The sequence below is a fragment of the Ruegeria sp. AK4 genome, assembly GCF_056541025.1.
The window spans coordinates 70,784-90,270 of the sequence record NZ_JBQFXS010000006.1 but is presented as its reverse complement, the minus strand read 5'-3'; the positions used below and the strand labels follow the sequence as shown (position 1 = coordinate 90,270).

20 protein-coding genes and 1 riboswitch are annotated in these 19,487 nt (G+C 64.5%); of the genes, 18 read left to right on the top strand and 2 right to left on the bottom strand.

Annotated features, from left to right (window positions below):
• Position 1: 1 nt before the first annotated feature.
• Genes cobN through cobJ form a run of 5 tightly spaced genes read left to right on the top strand, consistent with a single transcriptional unit; the run spans position 2 to position 6,534 of the window.
• Entirely contained in the window at positions 2-3,295 is a 3,294-nt protein-coding gene (cobN, locus tag ACR0EZ_RS12570; protein ID WP_480613484.1) for a cobaltochelatase subunit CobN, read from the top strand.
• Positions 3,292-4,431 carry a precorrin-3B synthase gene (gene cobG / locus ACR0EZ_RS12565; RefSeq protein WP_480613482.1) on the top strand — a complete coding sequence of 380 codons (1,140 nt, stop codon included), beginning with the start codon at positions 3,292-3,294 and terminating at the stop codon, positions 4,429-4,431. The genes cobN and cobG overlap by 4 nt, the downstream gene beginning before the upstream one ends.
• A complete protein-coding gene (locus ACR0EZ_RS12560) occupies positions 4,431-5,060 on the top strand; it encodes a precorrin-8X methylmutase (protein WP_480613480.1) in 630 nt (209 codons plus the stop codon). Before cobG ends, ACR0EZ_RS12560 begins: the two co-directional genes overlap by 1 nt.
• On the top strand, positions 5,057-5,785 hold the full coding sequence (locus ACR0EZ_RS12555; RefSeq protein ID WP_480613478.1) for a precorrin-2 C(20)-methyltransferase: 729 nt from the start codon (positions 5,057-5,059) through the stop codon (positions 5,783-5,785). Before ACR0EZ_RS12560 ends, ACR0EZ_RS12555 begins: the two co-directional genes overlap by 4 nt.
• Complete coding sequence (cobJ, locus tag ACR0EZ_RS12550) at positions 5,782-6,534, top strand: precorrin-3B C(17)-methyltransferase (RefSeq protein WP_480613476.1); 753 nt, start codon at positions 5,782-5,784, stop codon at positions 6,532-6,534. The genes ACR0EZ_RS12555 and cobJ overlap by 4 nt, the downstream gene beginning before the upstream one ends.
• On the opposite strand, the gene ACR0EZ_RS12545 is transcribed toward cobJ, so the two are convergent.
• Positions 6,507-7,256, bottom strand: coding sequence for a cobalt-precorrin-6A reductase (locus tag ACR0EZ_RS12545; RefSeq protein WP_480613474.1), 750 nt, complete (start codon positions 7,254-7,256; stop codon positions 6,507-6,509). The genes cobJ and ACR0EZ_RS12545 overlap by 28 nt on opposite strands.
• On the opposite strand from ACR0EZ_RS12545, the gene cbiE reads away from it, so the two are divergent.
• The 9 genes from cbiE to ACR0EZ_RS12500 all read left to right on the top strand — a co-directional run bounded on the left by cbiE (position 7,255) and on the right by ACR0EZ_RS12500 (position 14,114).
• Positions 7,255-8,454, top strand: coding sequence for a precorrin-6y C5,15-methyltransferase (decarboxylating) subunit CbiE (cbiE, locus tag ACR0EZ_RS12540; protein WP_480613472.1), 1,200 nt, complete (start codon positions 7,255-7,257; stop codon positions 8,452-8,454). The two genes, ACR0EZ_RS12545 and cbiE, sit on opposite strands and share 2 nt — an antisense overlap.
• Positions 8,451-8,819, top strand: a complete 369-nt coding sequence (locus ACR0EZ_RS12535) for a cobalamin biosynthesis protein (protein ID WP_480613930.1) — start codon at positions 8,451-8,453, stop codon at positions 8,817-8,819. Before cbiE ends, ACR0EZ_RS12535 begins: the two co-directional genes overlap by 4 nt.
• Positions 8,816-9,610, top strand: a complete 795-nt coding sequence (gene cobM, locus ACR0EZ_RS12530; RefSeq protein ID WP_480613470.1) for a precorrin-4 C(11)-methyltransferase — start codon at positions 8,816-8,818, stop codon at positions 9,608-9,610. The genes ACR0EZ_RS12535 and cobM overlap by 4 nt, the downstream gene beginning before the upstream one ends.
• Positions 9,603-10,931: a cobyrinic acid a,c-diamide synthase CobB gene (locus ACR0EZ_RS12525; RefSeq protein WP_480613468.1), complete on the top strand. Its 1,329-nt coding sequence runs from the start codon at positions 9,603-9,605 to the stop codon at positions 10,929-10,931. Before cobM ends, ACR0EZ_RS12525 begins: the two co-directional genes overlap by 8 nt.
• On the top strand, positions 10,928-11,656 hold the full coding sequence (gene cobA, locus ACR0EZ_RS12520; RefSeq protein WP_480613467.1) for a uroporphyrinogen-III C-methyltransferase: 729 nt from the start codon (positions 10,928-10,930) through the stop codon (positions 11,654-11,656). The genes ACR0EZ_RS12525 and cobA overlap by 4 nt, the downstream gene beginning before the upstream one ends.
• Complete coding sequence (gene cobF, locus ACR0EZ_RS12515) at positions 11,649-12,392, top strand: precorrin-6A synthase (deacetylating) (protein WP_480613465.1); 744 nt, start codon at positions 11,649-11,651, stop codon at positions 12,390-12,392. Before cobA ends, cobF begins: the two co-directional genes overlap by 8 nt.
• 43 nt (positions 12,393-12,435) lie before the next feature.
• Positions 12,436-12,644, top strand: a riboswitch (cobalamin riboswitch).
• 36 nt (positions 12,645-12,680) lie between these two features.
• A complete protein-coding gene (locus tag ACR0EZ_RS12510) occupies positions 12,681-12,851 on the top strand; it encodes a CbtB domain-containing protein (RefSeq protein ID WP_480613463.1) in 171 nt (56 codons plus the stop codon).
• Positions 12,852-12,855: 4 nt separating this feature from the next.
• Positions 12,856-13,554, top strand: a complete 699-nt coding sequence (locus tag ACR0EZ_RS12505; RefSeq protein ID WP_480613461.1) for a CbtA family protein — start codon at positions 12,856-12,858, stop codon at positions 13,552-13,554.
• A 65-nt stretch (positions 13,555-13,619) separates the two neighbouring features.
• Positions 13,620-14,114: a hypothetical protein gene (locus tag ACR0EZ_RS12500; RefSeq protein ID WP_480613459.1), complete on the top strand. Its 495-nt coding sequence runs from the start codon at positions 13,620-13,622 to the stop codon at positions 14,112-14,114.
• On the opposite strand, the gene ACR0EZ_RS12495 is transcribed toward ACR0EZ_RS12500, so the two are convergent.
• Positions 14,111-14,437, bottom strand: coding sequence for a DUF1636 family protein (locus ACR0EZ_RS12495; protein WP_480613457.1), 327 nt, complete (start codon positions 14,435-14,437; stop codon positions 14,111-14,113). The two genes, ACR0EZ_RS12500 and ACR0EZ_RS12495, sit on opposite strands and share 4 nt — an antisense overlap.
• A gap of 164 nt (positions 14,438-14,601) precedes the next feature.
• Between ACR0EZ_RS12495 and ACR0EZ_RS12490 the strand changes: the two genes are divergently transcribed.
• The 4 genes from ACR0EZ_RS12490 (at position 14,602) to ACR0EZ_RS12475 (ending at position 19,486) form a co-directional block, all read left to right on the top strand.
• Complete coding sequence (locus tag ACR0EZ_RS12490) at positions 14,602-15,066, top strand: DUF302 domain-containing protein (RefSeq protein WP_480613456.1); 465 nt, start codon at positions 14,602-14,604, stop codon at positions 15,064-15,066.
• 79 nt (positions 15,067-15,145) lie between these two features.
• A complete protein-coding gene (locus tag ACR0EZ_RS12485) occupies positions 15,146-16,765 on the top strand; it encodes a thiamine pyrophosphate-binding protein (RefSeq protein ID WP_480613454.1) in 1,620 nt (539 codons plus the stop codon).
• On the top strand, positions 16,752-17,936 hold the full coding sequence (locus ACR0EZ_RS12480; RefSeq protein WP_480613453.1) for a CaiB/BaiF CoA transferase family protein: 1,185 nt from the start codon (positions 16,752-16,754) through the stop codon (positions 17,934-17,936). The genes ACR0EZ_RS12485 and ACR0EZ_RS12480 overlap by 14 nt, the downstream gene beginning before the upstream one ends.
• Positions 17,937-18,115: 179 nt before the next feature.
• On the top strand, positions 18,116-19,486 hold the full coding sequence (locus ACR0EZ_RS12475) for a tetratricopeptide repeat protein (protein ID WP_480613451.1): 1,371 nt from the start codon (positions 18,116-18,118) through the stop codon (positions 19,484-19,486).
• The last annotated feature ends 1 nt before the right edge of the window (position 19,487 follow it).

Genomic DNA, 19,487 nt, shown 5'->3' with positions numbered 1-19,487 from the left:
CATGCACGTCGTCTTCCGCGAAAGCCACGGGCTCGAAGAGACCGAGACCCCCACCGATCTGGGCCAGAGCCCGGCGGATCTGGTGGTGCTGTCCTTCTCGGACAGTGACCTTGGCGCTTTCGCGGCAGGCTGGCATCGCGGTGGCGGGCCCGAGGGGCGGATGCCGACCTTGCGGCTGGCCAACTTGACAGCGCTGAAACACCCTCTGTCTGTCGACACCTATGTGGAACAGACGCTGGAAGGCGCGAAGGGCATCCTGATCCGCTTGATCGGCGGCGTTCCCTATTGGTCCTACGGCTTGCAGCAGGTTCTGGCGCTGGCGCAGACCAAAGGCATTGCGCTGGCTGTCTTGCCCGCCGATGGGCGTGAGGATACACGGCTGGATGAGTATTCCACCCTGCCCGTCTCGACCCTGCGGCGGCTGGCGCATCTGTGCGACACCGGCGGAGAGGTTGCGGCGCAGGCGGCACTGGCTCAGATGGCGCTGGCGGCGGGGCTGTATGCCGGGCCGGTGATGGGGGCGAAAACCATCCCCGATTGCGGCGCATGGTGCCCGGATCGCGGCGTGATCCCGGTGGATACCGCGTTCGACGGGGATGGCAAACGCATCCTCGTGACCTTCTACCGCGCCTATTTGACCTCAGCCGACACCGCCCCGGTCGCCGCTTTGATTCGCAGGCTGCGAGAACGCGGGTTCGAGGCCGTGGGTCTTTTTGCCCCCTCGCTGAAAGCCCCCGCAGCGGCCGACTGGCTACGCGAGCAGATGGCTACCCTTGAGCCCTCGGCGATCATCAACGCCACCTCTTTCTCGGGCAAAGGCGCGTCGGGCACTTCGCCTCTGGACGCCGCGAATGTCCCGGTGTTTCAGGTCGCCCTCGCCACCTCGCGCCGCAAAGCCTGGGCCGAGGCGGAACGCGGGCTGTCCCCCGCCGACCTCGCCATGCATGTGGTGCTGCCCGAGGTGGACGGGCGCATCTCGGCAGGCATCGCGTCGTTCAAGGAACCGGGCAAACGCGACCCGCATCTGGAATATTCCCGCTTTGCCCACAGGGCCGAACCCGAACGGATCGAAGCCATCATCGACCGCGTCACCGGTTGGCTGACACTGCATGACAAGCCCAAGGCGGATCAGGTCCCGGCGCTGGTGCTGTCCACCTATCCCGGCAAGGACTGGCAGATGGCTCATGCGGTGGGTCTCGATGCGCTGGCCTCGGCTGAGGCGATGCTGTCTGATTTACAGGCTGAGGGCTATGATTCGGCCCCGGCTGAGCCGATCGCCGAGACACTTCTGGACGCCCGCCCCTCATGGCCGCTGGACGATTACCTGACCGCGCTGGCGGACCTGCCCGAGAAATTGCGGACCGATCTGCAAACCGTCTGGGGCGAACCGGAAGACGACCCCTCTTTCACCGACGGCGCATTCCACTTCACCGCCATGCGCCGGGGCAACGCTCTGGTCGCCCTGCAACCCGAACGCGGCACGCCCGAGCTGCGGGACGATGACTACCACGACCTGTCGCGCACCCCACGCCACAGCTATGTCGCCTTTTACCTCTGGCTGCGCAAAGGCCTGCGCGCGGATGCGCTGATCCATATCGGCGCGCATGGCACGCTGGAATGGCTGCCGGGCAAATCCGTCGCTCTGTCCCATGAATGCTGGCCCGAGGCGCTGATCCGCGACCTGCCCGTCATCTACCCCTTCATCGTCAACGATCCCGGCGAAGCCGCGCAGGCCAAGCGCCGGATCGGGGCCGTCACGCTGGGCCACATCCCGCCCCCGATGAAGGAAAGCGGCACCCCGGACCGGATGGTGCGGCTGGAATCTCTGCTGGACGAATTCTCGAACGCCGACGGTCTGGACCCAAAGCGCCGCGACCGGCTGCAGGAAGACATCCGGGATGAGGCGCAGGCCATCGGTCTGGAAAGCGATCTGGGTCTGGATCAGGCCACCTGTACGGCTGAAGCGATTACCCGCATCGACCGCTTTGTCTGCGATATCAAGGAAAGCCAGTTCGGCGACGGGCTGCATGTCTTTGGCCGCGTGCCCGAGGTCACCGGCACTTTCGACCCCGCCCCCTCGGCCCATGCCGAACGCAGCGCCCTGATCGACGCGCTGGCGGGGAAACGGATCGAGGCCGGGCCGTCGGGCTCCCCGTACCGGGGCCGCTCGGATGTGCTGCCCACCGGACGCAACCTCTATACCACCGACCCGCGCTCGGTCCCGACCCGCGCCGCCTATGCGCAAGGCGTGAAACTGGCCGAGGAACTGGTGCGCCGCCACTTGCAGGAAGAGGGCGACTACCCCAAGGGGCTGATCGTTGACCTTTGGGGCTCGGCCACCATGCGCACCGCAGGCGAAGAATTCGCCATGGCGCTGCATCTGCTGGGGGTAAAACCGGTCTGGGATAAAGGGTCCGAACGGGTGTCGGGCATCGAGGTGCTGCCGATCACCGACCTCAGCCGCCCGCGTCTGGACGTGACGCTGCGCGTCTCAGGCCTGTTCCGCGATGTGTTCCCGACGCTGTCGGCGCTTTTCGGTCAGGCCGTTCGGGCATTGTCGGCCCGGGATGAGGCACCGGACTGGAACCCCTATGCCGGTCAGAAACCTGCCGCGCGCGTCTATGGCCCCGCCCCGGGCAGCTATGGCGTGAACATGACGCAACTGTCCGAAATCTATACCGATGAAGCCCGCGCGCAGGCCGGTGAAGCGTGGCTGGATGCCAGTTCCTTCGCGCTGGAAGGCGAGCATATCGCGCAGGACAAGGACGGCATCACCCAGCGCGTCGCAATGGCCGACAGCTTTGTGCACCTGCAGGACCTGACCGAGACCGATCTGCTGCTGGCCAACGACTACGCCACGCATGAGGCCGGTTTTGCCGCCGCCAAGACGGTGACCGGCGGCAAGGCGCAGCTCTACCATCTGGACAACACCAACCCCGACACCCCGCGCGCCCGCACCCTGCCCGAGGAAATCAGCCGCGTGGTCCATGCCCGCGCTGCCAATCCGGGCTGGATCGCGGGGATGCAGCGGCACGGATTCCGGGGTGCCGCCGAGATCGCGGCGACTTTGGATCACATGGCCTCATTCGCGCATCTGTCGGGCACGGTCGCGCCGCATCTGTTCGACCTCTACCATGATGCCACGCTGGGTGATCCGCATGTCGATGCCTTCCTGCATGAGGCCAATCCGCAAGCGCATCAGGCCATGCAGGACCGGTTCCGCGCCCTGCTCGAGGCGGGGCTGTGGGAGACCCGCAGGAACTCGATCCGCGCCGATCTGGAGGGGCTGGGATGAGCGCCGCCTCTTCAAAACCGGTCGTTCAGGGTTGGTGCCCCGGAGCCCACCGGCCGATGATGTCGGGCGACGGATTGGTGGTGCGGGTGCGCCCTCGTCTGGCGCGTCTGAGTGCGGCGCAGGCGGTGGGGCTGTGTGAACTGGCCGAGCGGTTCGGCAATGGCACCATCGATCTGACAAACCGGGCCAATCTGCAATTGAGGGGCGTGGCCGAGGCGGATCATCAGGCCCTGCTGTCGGAACTGGCCGCGCTGAACCTTTTGGATGCCGAGCCCGGCATTGAAGTGCGCCGCAACATTCTGGTCTCACCATTGTATCGGGCGGGGGATCTGACCGCGCGGTTAACGCAGGAGCTGATCGACCGGCTGAGCGAACTGCCCAGCCTTCCCGCCAAGTTCGGCTTTGCCATCGATACCGGCTCTGAGCGCCTGCTGGCGTCGGATTCGGCGGATCTCCGGTTGGAGCGCGGCCCGGACGGCCTAATCCTGCGCGCCGACGGGGCCGAGACCGGACGGGCGGTGACCGAGGCAGAGGCCATCAATCAGGTGATCGCTCTGGCAGGCTGGTTCGCCGCGCATTTCACCCCCGAAAAACGCCGCATGGCACGGGTGGTGGCCGCAGAAGGATTGCCTGAAACATGGCAAGGCAGCGCGCCCGGAGTAATTGGCGCAACACCACAACCCGGTGCTTCCGATCTGGGAACGCTGTACGGCGCAGCCTTCGGCCAACTGCCCGCGCGCCCGTTGCAGGACCTGATCAAGACCAGCGGCGCATCCGCCCTGCGGGTCACCCCGTGGCGGCTCTTCTTGCTGGAAGGCGGGTCGGCGATACCTGCCCCGGGTTTTGTCACGGATGGCACCGACCCGCTGATGACCACCGACGCCTGCCCCGGCGCGCCATACTGCCCGCAGGCGCAGGTGGAAACGCGCGATGTTGCCCGTGCCCTGGCCCCATTGGTGACCGGCAGCCTGCATGTCTCGGGCTGCGCCAAAGGGTGCGCGCGGATGGGGCCTGCCGATGTCACTCTGGTCGGCGACAACGGACGATTTGATCTTGTCAAACAAGGCCGCGCAGGGGATGAGCCCTGCCAGCGCGGCCTGACCACCGAAACACTCATGACCATGGACTTCACCTGATGCCCTATGAATACGAAACCGATGGCGCGGCGATCTATAAACAAAGCTTTGCCACGATCCGGTCCGAGGCCGATCTTGCCCGGTTTGACTCAGACGAGGAACAGGTCGCCGTCCGTATGATCCATGCCGCCGGAATGGTCGGGCTGGAAGAGTTCGTGCATTTCTCGCCCGGTTTTGTCACGGCTGCCCGCAGCGCGCTGGAAAGCGGCGCGCCGATCCTGTGCGACGCGCGTATGGTCAGCGAAGGCGTGACCCGGTTCCGCCTGCCTGCCGAGAATGAGGTGATCTGTACCCTGCATGACGAACGCGTACGCCCCCTGGCCGCTGAGATGAGCAACACGCGTTCTGCCGCCGCGCTGGAGCTGTGGCGCCCGCATCTGGCGGGCGCTGTCGTTGCCATCGGCAATGCACCCACCGCCCTTTTCCACCTGCTTAACATGCTGGAAGACCCCGCCTGCCCGCGCCCCGCCGCGATCATCGGCTGCCCGGTGGGCTTCGTCGGCGCGGTCGAATCCAAGGATGCGCTGTGGGCGGCGCAGCCGGTGCCTTCGTGCATCGTCAAGGGCCGTCTGGGCGGCAGCGCCATCACCGTCGCCGCCATCAACGCCATCGCGAGCCGCGCCGAATGAGCGCGGGTAAGATATACGGCGTGGGCCTCGGCCCCGGCGATCCGGACCTGATGAGCGTCCGGGCCGACCGCCTGCTGCGCAACGCGCGGCATGTGGCGTTCTTCCGCAAACCGGGCCGCAGCGGTCAGGCGCGCAAGATCGTTAATGGGATGATCCCCGAAGGCGCGGTGGAATTCCCGATGGAATACCCGGTGACAACCGAAATACCCCTGACCGATCCACGCTATAACGAGCTTCTCTCGGCCTTCTATAAGGACTGCGCCGCACATCTGAAAGCGCTTGCCGCGCAGGGTGAAGATGTGGTGGTGCTGTGCGAGGGTGATCCGTTTTTCTACGGCTCTTTCATGCATCTTTACAATCGCTTGCGGGATGATGCTGATGTGGAGGTTGTACCCGCCATCACCGGCATGTCCGGCGCGTGGACAGCAACTGGCGATCCGATCACCTGGGGCGACGACGTACTGACGGTGCTGGTTGGCACCTTGCCCGAGGACACGCTGGCTGAGCGTATGGCCCAAACCGATGCGTTGGTGGTGATGAAAATCGGGCGCAATATCGACAAGGTAAAGCGCGCACTGAAAACCGCAGGTCTGTATGACCGCGCGTGGATTGTGGAATTCGCGCAGATGCCGAACCAGACGGTGACCAAACTGTCCGACGCCTGTGACAAGATCACCCCGTATTTCTCGATCATTCTCGTCCACGGGCAAGGGCGGCGGCCATGACTGGCTGGGTCAAAATCGCAGGGCTGGGGCCGGGTGACGAAGCCCTTGTGACGCCCGAAGTGACCGCCGCTTTGGCCGAGGCAACCGACGTTGTAGGCTACATCCCCTATGTCGCCCGCGTGGCCGAACGCGAAGGGCTGACCCTGCACGCCAGCGACAACCGGGTTGAAATCGACCGGTCGCAACACGCACTGCAGATGGCAGCCGAGGGCAAGCGTGTGGTGGTGGTGTCCTCGGGCGATCCCGGTGTGTTCGCCATGGCCGCCGCGGTGTTCGAAGCGCTGGAAAACGGGCCGCTTGAATGGCGCGACATTCCCATTGACGTGCTGCCGGGGATCACCGCGATGCTGGCGGCGTCGGCCCGGGCCGGGGCGCCCTTGGGGCATGATTTCTGCGCCATCAACCTCAGCGACAATCTCAAGCCCTGGGCCTTGATCGAAAAACGCCTGCGACTGGCGGCGCAGGGTGATTTTGCCATGGGATTCTACAACCCGCGCTCGAAGTCCCGCCCGGAAGGCTTTGTAAAAACGCTGGAAATCCTGCGTGAGGAATGTGAACCCGAACGGCTGATCCTGTTCGCCCGCGCGGTCTCGCGCGCGGATGAGGCGATCCGGATTTCAACGCTGGCCGAGGCGACACCCGATATGGCCGACATGCAGACGGTCGTCATCGTCGGCTCATCCCTGACCCGGGTGATCGAGCGCGATGGTCCCCCGATCGTCTATACCCCGAGGTTCACACCGGAATGAGCGAGCCAGTCCAGAACCTGCGCCACGCTTTCCAGTTCGGTCCGCAGCGGCACTGCCGGGCGGTCGATCATGAGCACCGGTGTACCCAACGCCCGCGCCGCGTCCAGCTTGGCGCGCGCACCGGTCCCGCCCGCGTTCTTGGACACGACCAGTTGCGTTCCGTGGCTCTGCATCAGCGCGCGATCCCCGGCCTCGGTGAACGGGCCGCGCGAAACAACGACCTCGCAGTCCGGCAAGGGCAGAGCGGTTGGCTCATCCACCAGCCGCAACAGATAGTGGTGTTGGGGCTGGGCCGCGAAATCCTCAAGATGCATCCGACCCACGGCCAGAAGCACGCGGCGCGGCGCACCGGCCAGCGCCTGCACCGCCGCTGCGATATCGGGGACGTGCTGCCAATCGTCACCCCGCTGCGCGACCCAGCGCGGCCGGGTCAACGCAGCCAGCGGCACACCTGTTTGGCGGCAGGCCTGAACCGCGTTGCGGCTCATCTGCGCGGCGAAGGGGTGCGTTGCGTCGATCACATGGGTAATCTGGTGCTCGCTGATATGGCGGGCCAGCCCGTCGACCCCGCCAAAGCCGCCGACCCGCACCGGAACGGGTTGCGCGCGCGGAGTGTCGACCCGACCCGCGTAGGAATAGGTCGCCGCTACACCGCGCTCTGCCACAGCCCGGGCAAAGGCATTGGCCTCGGTCGTGCCACCAAGGATCAGGAGGTGAGACATGCGTGAAGCTCCGTGGCTGACCGTTCTGGGTTTGGGCGAAGATGGGCTTGATGGCCTGTCGCCTGCAAGCCGTCAAGTGCTGGACCGGGCCGAGGTCATCATGGGTCCGCCCCGCCACCTGTCGCTGATCCCCGAAGGCGAGGCGGAGCGCATCGAATGGCCCGTTCCCTTTGCTGATGGCCTGCCCATCCTGACAGGGTTGCGGGGGCGGCGGACTGTGGTGCTGGCGTCGGGCGATCCGTTCTGGTTCGGCGCAGGGTCTGTTATCGCGCGCAACTTCGATGCCGCCGAGTGGAGCGCCCTGCCCGGGCAGTCCACCTTTTCGCTGGCCGCGGCCCGGTTGGGCTGGCCGCTTGAAACCACGCTGACCTTCGGGTTGCACGCTGCCCCCCTGACGCGGCTGCGACCGCACCTGTCCCCGGGCCTGCACGCCATTTTGCTGCTGCGCGATGGCAAAGCCGTGGCCGAGCTTGCAACCTATCTGACCGAGACCGGCTTTACCGACAGCGCGCTGCACGTCATGGAAGCCCTCGGCGGACCGCGCGAACATACGCGCAGCGTGTCGCTGACCGAGGCCCTGTTGGGAACGTTCGCGCACCCCGTCTGCGTCGGGCTTGAGGTCCGGGGCAGCGGGCGGCCTGTGCCCAAGGCCTCGGGCAAGCCTGACGAGATTTTTGAGACCGACGGCCAGATCACCAAACGCCCGATCCGCGCGCTGACCCTGTCGGCGCTCGCCCCGAGGCGGGGGGAGCATCTGTGGGATATCGGCGGCGGCACCGGCTCGATCAGTATCGAATGGCTGATGTGCGACTCGACCCTGACAGCAACAACCATCGAACCGCTGGCAGAGCGTGCGGATCGTATCCGCCGCAATGCCGACGCGCTGGGACAGGATCGGCTGGATGTCGTGCACGGCACCGCGCCCGATGCGCTGCCCGGTCTGCCCTTGCCGGATGTGGTTTTCATCGGCGGCGGGCTGAGTACGGATTTGCTGGGCTGGCTGCACACCAACCTGCCCGCATGCACCCGGCTTGTTGCAAATGCGGTAACGCTGGAAAGCGAAGTCTTGCTGGCGCAATGGCAAGACAAACTGGGCGGTGACCTGCTGCGCATCGAACTGGCGCATTCGGCCCCGCTTGGCCCTCGGCGCGGCTGGAAATCCGCTTACCCGGTTGTTCAGTGGAGCGTGAACCTATGATCGTCGCCGGGCTCGGATTTTCCTCGGCGGCCACCGCCAACAGCCTGCGGGCGGCGTTTGATCTGGCCTGCGCAGGGCATCAGGTGGACGCGCTGGCCACCGTGGCCGACAAGCGGGGCCACGCCGGTCTTGCCGCCTTCGCCGAAGGTGCCGCCCTGCCCCTGCACTATGTCGCGCCGGGCGATCTGGCCGGGCAGCGCACGCTCACCTGCTCGCCCCGCAGCCGCGCCACCCATGGCACTGGCAGCGTGGCCGAAGCATCCGCCCTTGCTGCCGCCGGACCCGGTGCCCGGCTGCTTACCCCCAGACAGATTTCGGACGACCGGCTTGCCACCTGCGCCGTCGCCATCGGAGGACAGACATGACCGTTCATTTCATCGGCGCCGGACCCGGCGCCGCCGACCTGCTGACCTTACGCGGGCGCGATATCATCGCCGCCTGCCCGGTATGCCTGTATGCCGGTTCGCTGGTGCCGGATGAGATTCTGGGCCATTGCCCTGATGGCGCAAAAATCGTCAACACTGCGCCTATGGATCTGGATCAGATCATGGCCGAGATCAAAGCCGCCCATGACGCAGGCCAAGACGTTGCGCGCCTGCATTCCGGTGACCTGTCGGTGTGGTCTGCGATGGGCGAGCAGATTCGGCGGCTGAAAGAGATGGGTATTCCCGTCAGCGTCACCCCCGGCGTGCCCTCCTTTGCGGCGGCTGCGGCAACGCTGGGCGCCGAACTGACCCTGCCCGGCCTCGCGCAGTCGGTGGTTCTGACCAGAACGCCGGGGCGCGCCTCGTCAATGCCCGAGGGTGAGACGCTGGAGAATTTCGCCAAAACCGGAGCGACACTGGCGATCCATCTGTCGATCGGCAATCTGGACAAGGTGATCGCCGATCTGACTCCGGCCTATGGCGCGGACTGCCCGGTCGCGGTGGTCTACCGCGCCAGTTGGCCGGATGAGCGGGTCATTCGCGCAACGCTGGCCACTCTGAAAGAGGCGCTGGACGACAGTATCTCGCGCACCGCCCTGATCATGGTCGGCCCTGCGCTGGCCGGTGAGGGGTTCGACGAAAGCTGCCTCTATTCCAAAACCTACGACCGCCGTTACCGCCCGCAAAGCGCGGACAGTCCATGGTCAAGCTGGAGCCATGGCGATGACTGAGGTGATGGCGAATCCTCCGGGCGTTCTGATCTCGGCCCCTTCGTCCGGCACCGGGAAAACGACAGTCATGCTGGGCCTGCTGCGCGCCCTGGCCGAGGATGGCCTGACCGTGCAGCCGTTCAAAAGCGGCCCGGACTATATTGACCCGGCCTTTCACCGGGCGGCGGCGGGGCGGGCCTCGTTCAATCTGGACAGTTGGGCGATGGGTGAGCCTTTGCTGGGCGCGATTTCAGTGCAGGCCCGGGGCGCGGATATTGTGGTCGCCGAGGGTTCGATGGGTCTGTTTGATGGCGTCGCAAAGCCCGGAGAGCTGGGGCACGGCTCCAGCGCCGAGACCGCGTTACGCATGGGCTGGCCGGTGGTGCTGGTTCTGGATGTGGGCGGACAGGCGCAATCGGCTGCGGCAACGGCGCTGGGGTTTCGGATGTATAACCCGGACCTGCCTTTTGCAGGTGTGATCCTGAACCGCTGCGCCAGCCCGCGTCACGAACGCCTGACCCGGTTGGGGATGGAACGCGCAGGCTTGCCGGTTCTGGGCGTGCTGCCGCGCCGGGGCGATCTGACGCTTCCGGAACGCCATCTGGGCCTGATACAGGCGGTCGAACATCCCGATCTGGAAAGCGCCATTGCCGGATATGCGGCGTTTCTGCGCGAACATGTGGACCTTGAGGCGATCAAGCGGGCGGCCTCCTCAGGCCCTGTTGGGCCATCGTCAGCCGCGCTGCCGCGGCCTCCGGCCCAGCGGATCGCCTTGGCTCGGGATGAGGCGTTTTCATTTACCTATCCGCATTTGCTGGAAGGCTGGCGCGCAGCCGGGGCGGACATTCTGCCGTTTTCGCCCTTGGCGGACGAGGCTCCGGCCACGGACGCCGATCTGGTCTGGTTGCCCGGTGGCTACCCGGAACTGCATGCCGGAAAATTGGCCGCAGCCGAGACCTTTCTGACCGGGCTGCGCAAACACGCCGAAACCAAACCCGTACACGGCGAATGCGGTGGCTATATGGCCTTGGGCGAAGGGCTAATCGACAAGGACGGCACCCGGCACGCGATGGCCGGGCTTCTGGGCCTTGTGACATCTTATGAAAAGCGCAAGTTCAACCTCGGCTATCGGCGGGCAGAATTGCTGGCCCCGATGCCGGGCCTTGCGGCAGGCACCGCGTTGCGGGGGCATGAGTTCCATTATTCCTCGATCATCGACCAGCCGGATGCCCCATTGGCGCGGGTGTTTGACGCCGAGGGGACCGAAGGGCCGCAAACCGGCTCGGTCCGTGGCAATGTGACTGGCACGTTCTTTCACCTGATCGCCGAGGCCTCGGCATGAGCGGGTTCGTGTCGTTCATCGGTTCCGGTCCCGGCGACCCCGAGCTATTGACGCTGAAGGCCGTCGATCGGATGCAAAAGGCCGATGCGGTGCTGTTTGACGATCTGAGCAGCGGCCCGATCCTGACCCATGCGCGCGACGATGCCGATCTGGTCGGCGTCGGCAAACGGGCCGGTCGCCCCTCACCCAAGCAGGATCATGTCAGCCGGTTGCTGGTGGAATACGCCCAGACCGGGCAGCGTGTCGTGCGGCTGAAATCGGGCGATGGCGGGTTGTTCGGACGGCTTGAGGAAGAGCTGGTGGCCCTGCGCGCCGCCGGGATCGAATATGAGATCATTCCGGGCATCCCCTCAGCCGTTGCGGCGGCTGCCGCGGCAGGCATTCCGCTGACCCGCCGCCTGACCGCGCGGCGGGTGCAGTTCGTCACCGGCCACGATGTCAGCGGCAAGCTGCCAAAGGACCTGAACCTGCCCGCCCTCGCCGACCCCGGCGCGACGACGGTTGTGTTCATGGGCAAACGCACCTTCCCTTTGCTGGTCGAGGCGCTGCATGCCCACGGTCTGCCGTTGGACACGCCCGCGCTGATGGCCGAGTCGGTTTCGACGCCCGAGCAATCCCTGCAGCGCTCCACCATCGGCGCGCTGTCAGACCAGTTGCAGTCCGAGATCGGAACCGCCCCGGCCCTGATCCTGTACGGCCCGCTGGCAGAGTTCGACGATGTATGACCTGACCCTGATCGGCATCGGCACGGGCAATCCTGATCACGTGACATTTCAGGGCGCGAAGGCGATCCGTGCGGCGGACCTGATCCTGATCCCGCGCAAAGGTGAGAATAAGGCCGATCTGGCCGGACTGCGTGAGGAAATCATCGCGCAGGTGTCCGAGACGCCCCCCAACATCGCCTATTTCGACATTCCCAAACGCCGTTCCGAGGATGGCTACCTGCGCGGCGTGGATGAGTGGCACGACGCCATCGCCCTGCGCTGGCAAGAGGCGATCGCGGAGCATCCCGAGGCGCGCAGCGTCGCGCTGCTGATCTGGGGCGATCCGTCGCTCTATGACAGTTCTTTGCGAATCGCGTCGCGGCTGGACCCGCACCCTTCGACAAAGGTAATCCCCGGCATCACCGCTTTGCAGGCGCTGACTGCCGCTCATGCGATCCCGATCAACGATATTGGTGCGCCCTATGTTGTCACCACCGGGCGGCGCATCCGGGATGAGGGCTGGCCCGAGGCAGGATCGAAAGTGGCCGTGATGCTGGATGGCGAATGCTCGTTCCAAAGCCTCGAGATGGCAGATTACGATATCTGGTGGGGTGCCTATGTTGGCATGAAAGAGGAAATCCTGATCCGCGGCCCGCTGGCCGAGGTCGCACAGCGGATACTCGACACCCGCGCCCGGGCCCGCGCCGATCATGGCTGGATCATGGATATCTATTTGCTGAAAAAGCGCGGGATCTGACGCAAAAGGTCGCAAATGGCGATTGCGCCGCCCCAGACATCGCGGCTAAATGAATGCGTCTGGTCCCGCCGGAGACTTCCGGATGCTAAGAGGGAATTTGGTGCGGTTTCGCCAGAAGCCCAAGCCAAAGCCGCCCCCGCGACTGTAAGCGGTGAGCCCCTGTTCAACCAGCCACTCCCGATCACTCGGGGGGAAGGCGAACAGAGGCACCGACCCGCAAGCCAGGAGACCTGCCAGGCGACAAATGAAACACCAGCCGTCGGGTGCGGCGGCTTTGGAGGACAAGAAATGACAACACAAACGCAAACGGCTTCTGCCGCCAAGACAGGTCTCCTGCCGGTACTGTTCGCCGTGGCTCTGGGTTTTGGGGTGATCACCCTGACCGGCCATGTTCAGGCATCCGGCCTGCATGACGCCGCCCACGATGTGCGCCACGCGACCGGTTTCCCCTGCCACTAAGCCGATGTTCAGTCGCATTCTGACCAGCGCGTTGTTCGCTGGTGCTGCAGCGGGGCTGATTGCCGCCTTGCTGCAGCTTATTTTCGTGCAACCCGTGCTGTTGCATGCCGAGCTTTATGAATCCGGGGAGTTGATCCATTTCGGAGCCGAGGCCGTTTCGGCACATCCCGAACTGCCCGGCATGTTCTCGGACCTGACCCGCGACGCGCTAAGCGTCATATTCACGATGCTGACCTATACCGGCTACGCGCTGATTCTGGTCGCGCTGATGTCGGTCGCCGAAGGTCAGGGGCACAAGGTCGATGGCCGCACCGGCGTGCTGTGGGGCCTTGCGGGTTTCGTCGCGTTCCACTTCGCGCCGGGCTTCACACTCGCCCCCGAGGTGCCGGGCGTTGCGGCGGCGGATGTCGGCGCACGTCAGCTCTGGTGGTTTGCGACCGTGGCCTCCGCAGGTGTCGCCATGTGGCTGATCGCGTTTGGCGGCAACCTTGTCAGCTATGTCATCGCAGCCGTCCTGCTGATGGCCCCGCACCTGATCGGCGCGCCCGAGCCTGATGTCTTTACCGGCCCCGTGCCGACCGAGATCGGTGCCCTTTTCGCGGCGCGGGCCTTTGGCATCGGTCTGGTTGCCTGGGTGTTGGTGGGGTCTTTCTCCGGGTATTTCTGGCAGAAAGAAGCCAGCCACGCCGAAGCCAACGCGTGATCGGCCAACCCGATAACCCGCCGGGCGCAACCCCGGCGGGACTTTCTGTTTCCCAAGGAAAACAAATGTCTCGCCCCCTTGCTTTGTTTGCGATTGGTCTGGTCTTTGGCGGCGGCGCGGGGTTCGTGCTTGCGGCGGCCAATGGTGTTACCTTCGACGGCCACGATCACGCCGACCCGGCCCATCACGGCAGCCACAATGCCGAAGCCGCTGCGCATGACCATTCCGCAACGATCAACCTGCCGGCAGGGCCGGACGCCCCGGCCGTTGAAATTGCCATTGTCAAAGACCCGATGGCCGGTTGGAACCTGCATGTCATGCCGCAGAACTTTCGGTTTGCGCCGGAAAACGCCTCGGCCACCGACCAGCCCGGCGAAGGGCATGCCCATGTCTATGCGAACGGGGTGAAACTGGCGCGGCTCTATGGCAACTGGATGCACATCGCCGATCTGCCCAAGGGCGAGGTTGAAATCGAAGTGTCCCTGAACGCCAACAGCCACAGCCAGTTGATGGTCGACAACGTTCCGGTCCGCGCCTCGACGACGGTTCAGGTAGACTAGCAAGCCGGAACACGCGCCCGCAGACACAACCGAAGTCGCCCGCAGGGCCGGGCGTCTTCGATCCACCCTGCCGGGCTGTTCAGGTAGGTCTGGCAGGTCGCGGCAATGTCCTCGGCATCCGCCACAACATCGATCCCGGAAAAAACGTATGAGGCCAAGCCCTGCCCCTGAAGGGCCAGCACGGTTGGCTGATCGCACCCGCTGAAACATTCGTGCTCGGCCACGTCCACCTGCGTGTCCAAACCGGCCTGCTTCAGTGCCTCTTGCACGGCCTGCCGTTCCCCGTCGCGGTCGCGGGTGCCAACGCAACTGCTGCAGATCAAAATACGCGCCCGTGCCAAATCGCCCCTGCCTTTCCGTGCGCCAGTTCTGCGGGTTTCCCGACCGCAGCGCAAGCTCATCGCGCCGCGCCGGACACAAGAATGTGAGTGCGCATCCCGCCGCTTTCTGGCATCAATCACGCACCCTTAGCCGAGGAGGTTGCCCGATGAAAGCGCTCTGGTCGATGTTATGTATTCTGGCCCTGCCCGCCAGCGCCGAGATTGCCGAGCCGCCCGCCGGCTGGGCCGTCTATCCCTCGGGCAAAAGCTATGCGCAACTGGTCGATGACACCAAAGCAGCGGTCAAAGGGAACGGGCTGATCGTGGTCACTCAGGCCGGGCCGACCAAGGCCGCCGCCGCGCGGGGCATCGCCATTCCGGGCAATCTGGTTATCGGGGCATTCAACAACGATTACGCCGTGCGCGTTCTGGAAACCTCGACCGCCGCGATGATCGAAGCGCCGATCCGGTTCTATGTGACTGAAAACGCGGACGGCACGGCCACGCTGTCCTACAAAACGCCGACATTTGTCTTTGCCCCCTATGTTTACGAAGGCGGCGAAGCGCTGAGCGATATCGCCCTGGAACTGGACGAAAAGTTTCAGGCGGTGGCAGAAAGCGCAGCTAAATAGTCACACTGACGTGATCCGACTTGCTTCCGGGGGCATCCTCCGCAATCTGCTTTGAAATAACGAATTCGGAGCACGATTGATGCAGGACATGCCCCCCCGCGCCGCTGATCTTCTGGCACAACGACTGTACGAGGCCGGATGCCGCCACGCGTTCGGCATGCCGGGGGGCGAGGTTCTGACGCTGGTGGATGCGCTGGAACAGGCGGGGATCACCTTTCATCTGGCCAAACACGAAAATTCCGCCGGGTTCATGGCCGAGGCCGTGCATCACCGCGATGGCGCGCCTGCCATTCTGGTGGCAACGCTTGGCCCCGGCGCGATGAACGGGATCAATGTGGTCGCCAACGCGCTGCAGGACCGGGTGCCGATGATCGTGCTGACCGGCTGCGTCGACGCGGATGAGGCGCTGACCTACACCCATCAGGTGATGGATCACGCGCAGGTCTATCGCTCGATCACCAAGGGCACGTTCCTGATGACGGCTGAGGGCGCGGATATTGTCGCCGACAAGGCGGTCACGCTGGTCAACCAGCCCCGCCCCGGTCCGGTGCATATCGACGTGCCGATTTCGGTTGCCGATACACGGGTGCCGGGCGCAAAGCGCCGCCGCCGCGCCAAGATCGCCGCAGTCGCGCCCGAGGGGAACTGCGTGGAAAAAGCCCGCCGCTGGGTGGCCGAGGCCGAGCGGCCCATCGCCATTGTCGGTCTGGACGTGCTCTATGACAACTCGCGCAATTTGGTACAGGCGTTTCTGGAACATTTCGGCATTCCCTTCGTGACCAGCTACAAGGCCAAGGGTGTGGTGCCCGAGGATCATCCGCTGTGCCTTGGTGGCGCAGGCCTGTCGCCGCTGGCGGACAAACATCTGGTGCCGCTGGTCGAACAGGCCGATCTGGTGCTGTGCCTGGGCTATGACCCCATCGAAATGCGCCCCGGCTGGCGCGAAATCTGGGACCCCGAGGAAAAGCGCGTCATCGACATCTCGGCTGTGCCCAACGACCACTACATGCATCAGGCCGGGCTGAATCTGGTTGCCGATACCGGGGCCACGCTGGAAGCCGTCGCCAAAGGCAACCCCGCGCGCCAGACATGGCCCGGCGGGGAACCTGCGCAGGTCAAGGCCGCGCTGGCGCAGGCCTTCCCGACCGATGATGACTGGGGTCCGGCGGGGGTGATCGCCGAAACCCGTGCCGTCCTTCCGCCGGAAACGCTGGCGACTGCCGATAGTGGCGCGCATCGCATCCTGCTGAGCCAGATGTGGAACTGCACGGAAGAGCGCGGTCTGATCCAGTCCTCGGCGCTGTGCACGATGGGATGTGCCGTGCCGATGGCCATCGGCCTGAAACTGGCCGAACCCGACCGCCCCGTGATCAGCTTTTCCGGTGACGCCGGGTTCCTGATGGTCGCCGGAGAGTTGTCGACCGCTGCCGAGATGGGCGGCAACCCGATCTTTCTGGTCTTCGTCGATGCCAGCCTTGCGCTGATCGAGTTGAAACAGCGCCAGCGCCAGATGGGCAACCGTGGCGTGGACTTCGACCATCATGACTTCGCCGCTATGGGCCGGGCCTTTGGCGGCTACGGACATACTGTGCGCAACCGCGCAGAACTGCGGGACGCCCTGAATGATGCCTTGAAAGCCGACCGCTTCACCGTTATCGCCGCCGAGATTGACCGCGGAGGATATGATGGCCGGATCTGAAGGACCACTGAAAGGCGTCAAGGTTCTGGACCTGTCCCGCATTCTGGCCGGCCCGACCTGCACCCAGCTTCTGGGCGATCTGGGCGCCAGAGTCATCAAGGTCGAGAACCCGGCCACCGGGGGGGACGACACCCGCCAATGGGGCCCGCCTTACGTGGAAGATGCCGATGGCAACCACTCAGACCTAAGCGCGTATTTCATGTCGGCCAACCGCAACAAGAAATCCGTCGCCATCGACATCGCAACGCCCGAAGGACAGGCGGAGATCAAACGGCTGGCCTCGCATGCCGACATTCTGATCGAGAACTTCAAACCCGGCGGGCTGGCGAAATACGGGCTGGATTACGCGACCCTGTCGCAGGACCTGCCCGGTCTCGTTTACTGCTCGATCTCGGGCTACGGACAGTCCGGCCCCAACTCTGCGAAACCGGGCTACGACCTGATGGCGCAGGGCTATGGCGGGATCATGTCCCTGACCGGCGACCCGGACGGCATGCCGATGAAAGTCGGCGTCGGCATCGCCGATGTCATGTGCGGCATGTATGCGGCCGTGGGTATTCTGGCCGCGCTGCGCCATCGCGACCTGACCGGAGAGGGTCAGCAGATCGATCTGGCCCTTGTGGACGCGCAGGTCGCGTGGCTGATCAATGAAGGGGTGAACTATCTGACCTCGGGCAGCGTTCCCCAAAGGCGCGGCAACGGGCATCCCAATATTGTCCCGTACGAGGTCTATGAAACCTCGGATGGACACGTGATTCTGGCCGTTGGAAATGACAACCAGTTCAAACGGTTCTGCGGCTTCATTCAGATGCCTGAACTTGCCGAGGACACTCGTTTTGCCACCAACCCGGCCCGGCTGGAACACCGCGACGCGCTGAACGATGTGCTGCGCCCGGCGTTGCGGGCGCTGACGACGAAAACGGTGATCTCGCAGTTGGAAGCCGTCAAGGTTCCGGTTGGTCCGGTGCAATCGCTGGATCAGGTCTTTGCCACCGATCAGGTCGCAGCAAGACAGATGCAGATTGCCATGCAGGCCGACCCCGGCGAGGTGCAGTTGATCGGGAATCCGCTGAACCTGTCGCGCACGCCTGTAACATATCGGCAGGCACCCCCGGTCTTTGGGGCCGATACAGACGCTATTTTGGGCGCTGAAAATCCGTTCGAAGACTGAAACACTTGCCTTTTTCGGCAGCATGTCGCTGAAACATGCCCTTGAATCGGCGGTTTTTTTCGCTTTTTGCGCACACGGGTTTTCACCAATTCGAGAGCAGGGTCGATACTGATACGACGCATCCGCACACTCTGATAAATCGAACAGTGTAAAGTGTCGCAATCAGATTGGACCCAAGTATGAAACAAGACGTTTTTGGACAAATGAACACCCTGACCCAGCCGGCCAGTGTCGATGCCTGGAATGGTGTTCTGCTTGGGTTCATGGCGCATGCGGCGATCACCCCTCAGCATCTGGGCAAAGTGCTTGAGCTTGAGCCGGATTTTGCGCTGGGTCACGCCACCAAGGGCCTGTTCATGGTTCTGCTGGGCCGCCGCGAAATGATTCAGGTCGCCGTCGATGCGCTGAACGCGGCCAAATCCGCGATGGAGCGTCAGCCGGTTTCGGCGCGTGAACGGCTGTATGTCGAAGCGCTCGAGATGTATCTGGCCGACCTGCCCTCGCAGGCCATTCAGAAATTCGAAGAGGTTTTGCGCGCCCATCCCGAAGACTCGCTGGCGATGAAGCTCAGCCACGCGACCCGTTTCGTTCTGGGGGATTCCCAGGGCATGCGCCGCTCGATCGAACGGGTTCTGCCTGCGTATGCGCCCGATCATCCCGGACGCGGCTATCTGCTGGGTTGCCATTCCTTCGCGCTTGAGGAAACCGGGGCCTATGAAAAGGCCGAGATTGCCGGTCGTCAGGCGCTGTGGATGGTGTCGGACGATGCCTGGGGCCTGCATGCCGTGGCCCATGTACACGAGATGACGGGCAACGCGCAGCTGGGTCTGGACTGGCTGGCCGGGCGCGAAGACGCCTGGGCACATTGCAACAACTTCCGCTATCACGTCTGGTGGCACAAGGCGCTGATGCATCTGGATCTGGGTCAGGTGGATCGCGTGATGGAGCTGTATGACGAACACATCCGCAAGGACAAAACCGACGATTACCGCGATATCTCGAACGCAACCTCGCTGCTGTCACGGCTGGAGCTTGAGGGCGTCAATGTCGGCAACCGCTGGGAAGAACTGGCCGACCTCAGCGCCACCCGGACCGAGGATGGCTGCCTGATCTTCGCCGACCTCCACTATCTGCTGGCCCTGACCGGCGACAACCGCACCGAGGCGACAAGCCAGATGCTGCAGCGTATCCAGAAAGACGCGCAGCGCAATCAGGGCGACACTCCGATCCGCATGTCCGATCCGGGCATCGCCGCAGCCAAGGGGTTGGAAGCCTTTGGCGAGGGGCTCTATGGCCAAGCCTTTGATTTCCTGTCAAATGCACGCGACGGAATGCAACTGGCAGGTGGCAGCCACGCCCAACGTGATGTATTCGAGCGCATCACAATTGATTCCGGCCTGCGCGCTGGCCGTCTGGATGCGGTTGAGCGCATTCTGGACGACCGCCGCGCCAAGCGGGACGGAGGCGAGGACAATTACGCCCTGGCGCGCCGCGCATTGATCGACGCGGCCCGCGACAACGGAGACGCACAAAGCGTCCCGGCTGAATAAC

Bases quoted from the DNA above. Each gene is read 5' to 3' on its own strand.
- cobN (WP_480613484.1), top strand. From the start codon at position 2: ATGCACGTCGTCTTCCGCGAAAGCCACGGGCTCGAAGAGACCGAGACC.
- cobG (WP_480613482.1), top strand. From the start codon at position 3,292: ATGAGCGCCGCCTCTTCAAAACCGGTCGTTCAGGGTTGGTGCCCCGGA.
- ACR0EZ_RS12560 (WP_480613480.1), top strand. From the start codon at position 4,431: ATGCCCTATGAATACGAAACCGATGGCGCGGCGATCTATAAACAAAGC.
- ACR0EZ_RS12555 (WP_480613478.1), top strand. From the start codon at position 5,057: ATGAGCGCGGGTAAGATATACGGCGTGGGCCTCGGCCCCGGCGATCCG.
- cobJ (WP_480613476.1), top strand. From the start codon at position 5,782: ATGACTGGCTGGGTCAAAATCGCAGGGCTGGGGCCGGGTGACGAAGCC.
- cbiE (WP_480613472.1), top strand. From the start codon at position 7,255: ATGCGTGAAGCTCCGTGGCTGACCGTTCTGGGTTTGGGCGAAGATGGG.
- ACR0EZ_RS12545 (WP_480613474.1), bottom strand. From the start codon at position 7,256: ATGTCTCACCTCCTGATCCTTGGTGGCACGACCGAGGCCAATGCCTTT.
- ACR0EZ_RS12535 (WP_480613930.1), top strand. From the start codon at position 8,451: ATGATCGTCGCCGGGCTCGGATTTTCCTCGGCGGCCACCGCCAACAGC.
- cobM (WP_480613470.1), top strand. From the start codon at position 8,816: ATGACCGTTCATTTCATCGGCGCCGGACCCGGCGCCGCCGACCTGCTG.
- ACR0EZ_RS12525 (WP_480613468.1), top strand. From the start codon at position 9,603: ATGACTGAGGTGATGGCGAATCCTCCGGGCGTTCTGATCTCGGCCCCT.
- cobA (WP_480613467.1), top strand. From the start codon at position 10,928: ATGAGCGGGTTCGTGTCGTTCATCGGTTCCGGTCCCGGCGACCCCGAG.
- cobF (WP_480613465.1), top strand. From the start codon at position 11,649: ATGTATGACCTGACCCTGATCGGCATCGGCACGGGCAATCCTGATCAC.
- ACR0EZ_RS12510 (WP_480613463.1), top strand. From the start codon at position 12,681: ATGACAACACAAACGCAAACGGCTTCTGCCGCCAAGACAGGTCTCCTG.
- ACR0EZ_RS12505 (WP_480613461.1), top strand. From the start codon at position 12,856: ATGTTCAGTCGCATTCTGACCAGCGCGTTGTTCGCTGGTGCTGCAGCG.
- ACR0EZ_RS12500 (WP_480613459.1), top strand. From the start codon at position 13,620: ATGTCTCGCCCCCTTGCTTTGTTTGCGATTGGTCTGGTCTTTGGCGGC.
- ACR0EZ_RS12490 (WP_480613456.1), top strand. From the start codon at position 14,602: ATGAAAGCGCTCTGGTCGATGTTATGTATTCTGGCCCTGCCCGCCAGC.
- ACR0EZ_RS12485 (WP_480613454.1), top strand. From the start codon at position 15,146: ATGCAGGACATGCCCCCCCGCGCCGCTGATCTTCTGGCACAACGACTG.
- ACR0EZ_RS12480 (WP_480613453.1), top strand. From the start codon at position 16,752: ATGGCCGGATCTGAAGGACCACTGAAAGGCGTCAAGGTTCTGGACCTG.
- ACR0EZ_RS12475 (WP_480613451.1), top strand. From the start codon at position 18,116: ATGAAACAAGACGTTTTTGGACAAATGAACACCCTGACCCAGCCGGCC.